The sequence below is a fragment of the Rahnella woolbedingensis genome, assembly GCF_003602095.1.
Classification (GTDB): domain Bacteria; phylum Pseudomonadota; class Gammaproteobacteria; order Enterobacterales; family Enterobacteriaceae; genus Rahnella; species Rahnella woolbedingensis.
Genome location: NZ_RAHH01000056.1, coordinates 1 through 7,724, shown reverse-complemented (window position 1 = coordinate 7,724; position 7,724 = coordinate 1). Strand labels below are relative to the sequence as shown.

Here is a 7,724-nt window from a genome sequence, read left to right as displayed (position 1 = left end):
TTAAAACCCCACCCAACCCTCCCCCTTCGCAGGTGAGGGAGCCGATCGAGTCTTTGCTCCTCCCCCTGCGAAGGGGAGGCGGGGAGGGGGTTTTAATGGCATCTCCCCCTCCCTACGACATGATTTCATGCATTTTTCCTCATCCCCGCAGTGAGCATTTTTCCAGCATAGGGTTTATACATAGATAGCGAGATCACACTTTTTCTCACGGAAACATTCCGTCCCATCAGACAGAAAAGAGACTGCCCTATGTCGAAGATCACGTTCAAGCAGGATGTTTTTTTGGCGGCGCTCACCCGCCAGTGGCAAGCATTCGGACTCACTTCAGCCTCAGATATGACCCGGCATCAGTGGTGGCACGCGGTCAGTGCCGCCGTCGCAGAACAGCTTCCTCCGCAAAATGATACCGCCAGCAGCAAAAGCAAAAAAATCACCCGCCACGTTAACTATATCTCGATGGAATTTCTGGTCGGGCGCCTCACCGGTAACAACCTGATTAATCTCGGCTGGTATGAAAAAGTGGCCGCTGCGATCGGGCAGTTTGATATCAATCTGACTGACCTGCTGGAAGAAGAAATCGATCCCGCACTGGGCAACGGCGGGCTGGGGCGGCTGGCGGCCTGTTATCTCGATGCGATGGCCTCGGTCGGGCAGCCCGGAATCGGCTACGGCCTGAATTATCAGTACGGTTTATTCCGCCAGCGCTTTGTCGATGGTAAACAGAAAGAGTCGCCGGACGACTGGCACCGCAGCGAATACCCGTGGTTCCGCCATAACAGTTCACTGGCCGTCAGCGTCGGTATCGGCGGTAAAATCGTTAAAGACGAACAGGGCGTTACGCGCTGGGAACCGGAATTTACCCTGCGCGGTGAAGCCTGGGATCTGCCGGTGATGGGCTATCGCAATGGCATCACGCAGCCGCTGCGTTTATGGGAAGCCACGCATCTTCATCCGTTTGATCTCGAAAAGTTTAATGACGGCGAGTTCCTTAAAGCGGAACAGCAGGGCGTCGACGCCGCCAAACTCACCAAAGTGCTCTATCCGAATGATAATCATCAGGCCGGTAAACGCCTGCGCCTGATGCAGCAGTATTTCCAGTGCGCCTGCTCGGTGGCCGATATTTTGCGACGTCATCATTTTCTTGGCCGCAAAATCAGGGAACTGCCGGACTATGAAGTTATCCAGCTCAATGATACGCATCCGACCATCGCCATTCCTGAAATGCTGCGCGTGCTGCTCGATGAGCATCAGCTGAGCTGGGATGACGCGTGGCACATTACCAGCCGCACGTTTGCATACACCAACCACACGCTGATGCCGGAAGCGCTGGAAACCTGGGACGAGCGGCTGGTGCGCAGTCTGCTGCCGCGTCATTTCCAGATAATAAAACAGATCAACGCCAGCTTTAAAAAACGGGTGAGCAAAGAGTGGCCGGGCGATGAGGCTGTCTGGGCGAAGCTGGCCGTGCATCACGACAAACAGGTGCGTATGGCGAATCTCTGCGTCGTCGCCGGTTTTGCCGTAAATGGCGTGGCGGCACTGCATTCGGATCTGGTGGTGAAAGATTTGTTCCCGGAATATCACCAGCTGTGGCCGCAAAAATTCCACAATGTGACCAACGGCATCACGCCGCGCCGCTGGCTGAAACAGTGTAATCCGGCGCTTTCCGCGCTGATTGATGAGCGTCTGAAAATCGATAGCTGGGTGAACAATCTGGATCTGCTGAAAGGGCTGGAAGACGGCGTTAAAGACAAAAAATTCTGCAAGCAGTACCGCAAAATCAAGCATGACAACAAAGTGCGGCTGGCGGAGTACGTCTGGCATCGTATGGGGATCCGGCTCAATCCGGACGCGATTTTCGATGTGCAGATCAAACGTCTGCACGAGTACAAACGTCAGCATCTCAATCTGCTGCATATTCTTTCCTTATATCGCCAGATCCGCGATAACCCGAAACTCGACATTGTGCCGCGTGTTTTCCTGTTCGGCGCCAAAGCCGCGCCCGGTTATTACCTCGCCAAAAATATTATCTATGCGATCAATCAGGTGGCGGAGAAGATCAACAACGATCCGATCGTCGCCGATCGCATCAAAGTGGTGTTCATTCCCGATTATTGTGTGTCAGTTGCTGAACTGATGATCCCGGCGGCGGATGTCTCTGAACAGATTTCTACCGCAGGCAAAGAGGCTTCGGGCACCGGGAATATGAAACTGGCGCTGAACGGCGCGCTGACCGTCGGTACGCTCGACGGGGCAAGCGTCGAAATTGCCGAACAGGTCGGCGAGGACAATATATTTATCTTTGGCCTGACGGTCGATGAAGTAAAAGCCCAGCTGAAAAAGGGCTACAAGCCGAAAGCGCTGGTGAAAAAAGACAAACATCTCAAATCCATTCTCGATGAACTGGCCAGCGGTTTTTACGCCAATGGCGACAAGAAAGCCTTTGATCTGATGCTTCACAGCCTGCTCGATGGCGGCGACCCGTATCTGGTACTGGCGGATTTCGCGGCCTATTGCGAGGCGCAAAAACAGGTCGATGTGCTGTTCCGCAATGCCGACGAATGGACGCGCCGCACGCTGCTGAATACGGCGCGCGTCGGGATGTTCAGCGCTGACCGTTCCATCCGCGATTACCAGCAGCGTATCTGGCAGGCCAAACGATAGGAGCCGACATGGAGGATAAGCAACTCGTTGAGGCAGCCCGCCGGGCGGGGATTTTAGACAGTTTTATCAATATGACCGATGACGTCGAAACAGTATCCGATGACACACGGGCAGCTTTGCTGACGGCGATGGGACGTGATCCGACGGACGCGCCTGAAGTTACGCCGGTGCCGCCGGTCAAAGTTTTTACGCAGGGCAAAAAGGTGCTGCTGACGCCGGACGTCAGCGGCGCATTCAACTGGCAGCTGACCTGGGAAAATGGCGAACAATCGCAGGGCGAAATTCAGACAGGCGAGGCGCTGAACCTCGGCGCAGCACTGCCCGCCGGTTACCATCAGCTGACGTTAGCGCAAAACGGCAACGTCTGGCCCTGCCGGATTATCGTCGTACCGCCGCGCTGTTATGAACCGCCCACGCTGCGGGCGGGCAAAAAGTTATGGGGCGCGACGGTCCAGCTTTACACGCTGCGCTCGGAAAATAACTGGGGCGTGGGTGATTTTGGCGATCTGAAAAAAATGGTCGAAGAAGTCGGAAAACGCGGCGGGGCGTTCGTCGGGCTGAATCCCATTCATTCGCTGTATCCGGCAAATCCGCAAAGTGCCAGCCCGTACAGTCCGTCGTCCCGCCGCTGGCTGAATCTGACCTATATCGACGTGAGCGCCGTCGAGGAATTTGCCGCAAGCCCTGAGGCGCAAAGCTGGTGGAATTCTGTTGAAACGCATGACGCGTTATTGCAGGCGCGCAGCACTGATTATGTCGATTATCCGCTGGTGATGGCGCTGAAATCCGCAGCGCTAAAACTCGCCTGGCCGCTGTTTTGTGGGCTGCCGGAAAACACCTCGCGTAAGCAGGATTTCCGGCGTTTCGTGGAATTGGGCGGTGTCAGTCTGCGGCAACAGGCGCTGTTCGATGCGCTGCATGTACATCTGCGGGATCTGGATTTAGGGCAGTGGGGCTGGCCGGTGTGGCCGCAAGCCTATCGCGATGCCCAAAGTGCTGACGTGGCGCAGTTCAGTGAACGCTACGCCAGCGAAGTTGAGTTTTATCAGTGGCAGCAATGGCTGGCGCATACGCAATTTTCTGCCTGTTATCAGCGCAGTGTCGGGCTGAAAATGCCGATCGGTTTGTACCGCGACCTGGCGGTTGGCGTGGCACAGGGCGGGGCGGAAACCTGGTCGGATCCGGCGCTGTACTGCCTCAACGCCACTATCGGCGCACCGCCGGATATTCTTGGTCCGCAGGGGCAAAACTGGGGTCTTCCGCCCATTGATCCCCATGAAATGAAAGCCCGTGCCTATCAGCCATTTATTGATTTGCTGCGCGCGAATATGGCGGAATGCGGCGCGCTGCGTATCGATCACGTTATGGGTTTGCTGCGTTTGTGGTGGATACCGGCGGATCAGGAGGCGGGGAATGGCGCGTATGTCCGCTATCCGCTGGAGGATTTGCTCGGCGTGCTGGCGCTGGAGAGTCAGCGTCATGAATGCATGGTGATTGGTGAAGATCTCGGTACCGTGCCAAAAGAGATTATCGCCAGCCTGCGTGACAGCGGGGTTTATTCCTACAAAGTGTTGTATTTCGAACACGACAAAAACTTCGTTTACCGCCCGCCACAAGACTATGTTTCGCAGGCGATGGCAACGGTCACCACGCACGACCTGCCGACGCTGCGCGGTTACTGGGAGGGCGGCGATTTAACGCTCGGCGCGTCGCTGGGAGTGTACCCGGATCCGCAGGTGCTGGAGAAACTGCGCGCAGAGCGGGAACACAGCAAGCAGGGATTGCTGGAGGCGTTGCATCTTGAAGATTGTGTGCCGAAAGCGACCAGCAAAACGGCGGCGGGCATGCCGATGACGCCGGTGCTCAATTGCGGGCTACAGCGTTATCTGGCGGGCAGCGCCAGCGCGTTGCTCGGCCTGCAACCGGAAGACTGGCTGGATATGGATTTGCCGGTCAACGTACCCGGCACCAATACCGAATACCCCAACTGGCGGCGAAAACTGACGCGAACCCTGGAGGAGATGTTTGGGGATGAGCATATCAGTGCGCTGCTGGCTGATTTGAACCGGCGCAGGCAGGCGGCTTCAACGCCGTCTGCTAAACCCTCTCCCAACCTCCCTCTTCGCAGGGGGAGGAGCTAAAACCCGGTCTGCTTCCATCCCAGCGAAGGGAGGGGTTGGGGTGGGGTATTAATGGCATCTGCGAACCGAAAGCATAAAAAAAGCACCCAACGGAAGGGTGCTTTTTATGTTCCGGCTGATCAACGGTTGATCAGTAGAAGGAGTGCTCGCCGCGCTGGTGTTCAGTCAGGTCACGAACGCCTTTCAGCTCAGGGAAGTTTTGCAGCAGTTCTTTCTCGATGCCGTCTTTCAGGGTGACATCAATCATGGAACAGCCATTACAGCCGCCGCCGAATTGCAGAACAGCGATACCATCGTCGGTGATTTCCATCAGGGAAACACGACCGCCGTGGCTGGCTAACTGCGGATTAATCTGCGATTGCAGCTGATATTCAACACGTTCCATCAGTGGTGCGTCGTCAGACACTTTACGCATTTTGGCGTTCGGCGCTTTCAGCGTCAGCTGAGAACCAAGCTGATCGGTGACGAAGTCGATGACTGCGTCCTGCAGATATGGCGCGCTTAATTCATCGATAAAAGCAGACAGTTTCTCGAACTTCAGTTCGGTATCCGTCGCTTCTACGGCGTCAGGTGGACAATAGGAGACACCGCATTCTGCGGTCGGCGTACCGGGATTGATCACGAATACGCGGATTTGGGTGCCTTCTTCCTGGCTTGCCAGCAGTTTGGCAAAGTGCTCTTGGGCAGCATCGGTAATAAGGATCATAACATTCGCTCAATAGTTGACTACTCTAGTTGGTTATAATACGCCCTTTGTTTTTACCCGTCACCCTCAGTGTTACGCTGGTGTTAGCAGCACGTGCTCATGTCTGTAATGTGCGACAGATACAGGCAATCTGAATGGAAGCAACTCCATGATTACGCAGAATTTTACTGATTTCACGCACCGTGCTGCCGGTCGTCACCACGTCATCGAGCAGCATCACGTGTTTATCACGCAGACTGACATGACACGTGAAGGCTTTGCGCAAATTCCACTTCCTTTCGCGTTCGGTCAGGCTTTGCTGCGAAGTTGTGCGCCGGTCACGGCTTAGGGCATCGGGCAGATAGTCACAATGCAGCCAGCGCGCCAGCGGTTTTGCCAGCAATTCACTCTGATTGTAGCCCCGCGAAAAATAGCGCCTCTGGTGCAGCGGCACGCTGAGGAGCACGTCGGGTCTGGGCAGACTGCACAAACGGTAACGTTCCTGCCAGCGCAGCAAAAGCAAACGGGCGAGTGCGGTGTCGAGCTCCGGTTGGCCGGAGAATTTGAACCGCAAAACCAGTCCGCTTACCGGCATTTCATAAGGGCTGGCGAAGATCATCGCGTCCCACGGCGGGGGTTTTAGCAAACACCGTCCGCAATCGGTCCTGCCGCCGGAAGAAGGTAATCCACAGCGCAGGCAGCAAGGCGGTGCAACGGGTAGCGTTTTCTGGCACAGGCTGCAAATGCCCTGAACGGCGAGATGTAGCGGACACTGGCATAGCCAACAGCGGCTGGCAATTGTTAGCATAGTGGCGGGTTCCTTTTGCCATTCAGACAGACACGGACAATACGCTATGAATACGCTTTACCAGGAGACAATTGGCGAGGGAGATCGCCATCTTGTGCTGCTTCACGGATGGGGGCTGAATGCCGAAGTCTGGCGTTACACCGCAGAGCGACTTGCGCCGCAATTTTGTCTGCATCTGATCGACCTGCCGGGCTATGGCCGCAGTAAAGGTTTCGGGGCGATGACGCTGGAGGAAATGGCCGAAGCGATTCTGGCGGTCATGCCGCCAAAGGCCTCGCTGATGGGCTGGTCGCTGGGCGGACTGGTCGCCAGCCAGATTGCACTGAGCGCACCGCAGCGCGTGGAAAAACTGATCACCGTGGCATCCTCGCCTTGCTTCACCGCGCACGAAGACTGGCCGGGAATACGCCCTGATGTGCTTCAGGGGTTCCAGCATCAGCTAAGCGAAGACTTCCAGCGCACGGTCGAGCGTTTTCTGGCATTGCAGACGATGGGCAGTGACAGCGCACGTCAGGACGCCCGTTTGCTGAAATCGGTTGTCCTGAATTTACCCATGCCACCGGCAGACGTACTCAACGGCGGACTGGAGATTTTGCGCACCGCCGATTTACGCCAGCAGATGACGGAACTGACCTTGCCGGTATTGCGTATTTACGGCGCACTCGACGGGCTGGTGCCGCGAAAAGTGGTGCCGTTGCTGGATGCATTACTGCCGGGATCCGGTTCGGAAATCATTGAAAAAGCAGCGCATGCGCCGTTTATCTCGCACCCGGACACGTTTTGTGAGCGAGTCCGCCAGTTCTTGATTTCTAAATGAAAATCAATGTAAATATTTTTTACTAATTTCTGGATAATTCCCGAAGGTGATTAATACTTAAGCCGATAGATGCCGGAGGTGAGAGGGGGACGTTTTCCATCGCCCGTTTGTGTCTCTGGGGAGAAATCTGGTGGTTGACCAGGAAGGTTCGTGCCAGCACAGATTCACCTGCCGTTCATATCTTGACTGCTTTCTTTCAAAATTACTCATCCAATTTAGAGGTAATGTCATGAAATCAAATAAAATTATTATCGCAGCTGTTCTGGCAGGTTTGTTCTCTGTGAACGCAATGGCCGCTGAGATGATCAGCAAAGAAGACGCTAAAGAAAAGGGTTACACCAGCCTGGGTACCGTCACCACCAGCAATGAATACACTGCGCCAATGGATGCTAAAGATGAGCTGTCCAAACTGGCCGATGAAAAAGGCGGAAAATACTACGTCGTCATCGCTGCGCAGGAGAAAAAGAAAATCACTGCGACCGCAGAAGTTTTCAAATAATTCTCTGAACTGTAAAAAAGGGATGCTGGCGCATAATGCCGATCGTTTAAGGATCAGTTGACCGATCCGGTGGCTCGTGTAAAAAGGGTTCATGCTCAACATGGACCCTT

The 7,724-nt window shown here is 55.1% G+C and carries 6 protein-coding genes; 4 read left to right on the top strand and 2 right to left on the bottom strand.

Going from position 1 to position 7,724, the window contains the following annotated elements:
• The first annotated feature begins 249 nt into the window (after positions 1 to 249).
• Both malP and malQ read left to right on the top strand, forming a co-directional pair.
• Positions 250 to 2,664: a maltodextrin phosphorylase gene (malP, locus tag D6C13_RS24740; RefSeq protein ID WP_120135275.1), complete on the top strand. Its 2,415-nt coding sequence runs from the start codon at positions 250 to 252 to the stop codon at positions 2,662 to 2,664.
• Positions 2,665 to 2,672: 8 nt separating this feature from the next.
• The gene (malQ, locus tag D6C13_RS24735; protein WP_120135274.1) at positions 2,673 to 4,805 is read left to right on the top strand and encodes a 4-alpha-glucanotransferase; all 2,133 of its coding nucleotides are present in this window, start codon (positions 2,673 to 2,675) and stop codon (positions 4,803 to 4,805) included.
• A 130-nt stretch (positions 4,806 to 4,935) separates the two neighbouring features.
• Here the strand turns inward: malQ and nfuA are convergent, their stop codons facing one another.
• Entirely contained in the window at positions 4,936 to 5,511 is a 576-nt protein-coding gene (nfuA, locus tag D6C13_RS24730) for a Fe-S biogenesis protein NfuA (protein WP_120135273.1), read from the bottom strand.
• 97 nt (positions 5,512 to 5,608) lie between these two features.
• On the bottom strand, positions 5,609 to 6,298 hold the full coding sequence (gene gntX / locus D6C13_RS24725; protein WP_120135272.1) for a DNA utilization protein GntX: 690 nt from the start codon (positions 6,296 to 6,298) through the stop codon (positions 5,609 to 5,611).
• A gap of 46 nt (positions 6,299 to 6,344) precedes the next feature.
• Between gntX and bioH the strand changes: the two genes are divergently transcribed.
• A complete protein-coding gene (bioH, locus tag D6C13_RS24720; protein WP_120135271.1) occupies positions 6,345 to 7,115 on the top strand; it encodes a pimeloyl-ACP methyl ester esterase BioH in 771 nt (256 codons plus the stop codon).
• Positions 7,116 to 7,344: 229 nt separating this feature from the next.
• Entirely contained in the window at positions 7,345 to 7,614 is a 270-nt protein-coding gene (locus D6C13_RS24715) for a YdgH/BhsA/McbA-like domain containing protein (protein WP_120135270.1), read from the top strand.
• The last annotated feature ends 110 nt before the right edge of the window (positions 7,615 to 7,724 follow it).

What these genes read in the sequence shown, in the direction of transcription:
- malP (WP_120135275.1), top strand. Translation starts at nt 250, where the DNA reads ATGTCGAAGATCACGTTCAAGCAGGATGTTTTTTTGGCGGCGCTCACC.
- bioH (WP_120135271.1), top strand. Translation starts at nt 6,345, where the DNA reads ATGAATACGCTTTACCAGGAGACAATTGGCGAGGGAGATCGCCATCTT.
- malQ (WP_120135274.1), top strand. Translation starts at nt 2,673, where the DNA reads ATGGAGGATAAGCAACTCGTTGAGGCAGCCCGCCGGGCGGGGATTTTA.
- D6C13_RS24715 (WP_120135270.1), top strand. Translation starts at nt 7,345, where the DNA reads ATGAAATCAAATAAAATTATTATCGCAGCTGTTCTGGCAGGTTTGTTC.
- gntX (WP_120135272.1), bottom strand. Translation starts at nt 6,298, where the DNA reads ATGCTAACAATTGCCAGCCGCTGTTGGCTATGCCAGTGTCCGCTACAT.
- nfuA (WP_120135273.1), bottom strand. Translation starts at nt 5,511, where the DNA reads ATGATCCTTATTACCGATGCTGCCCAAGAGCACTTTGCCAAACTGCTG.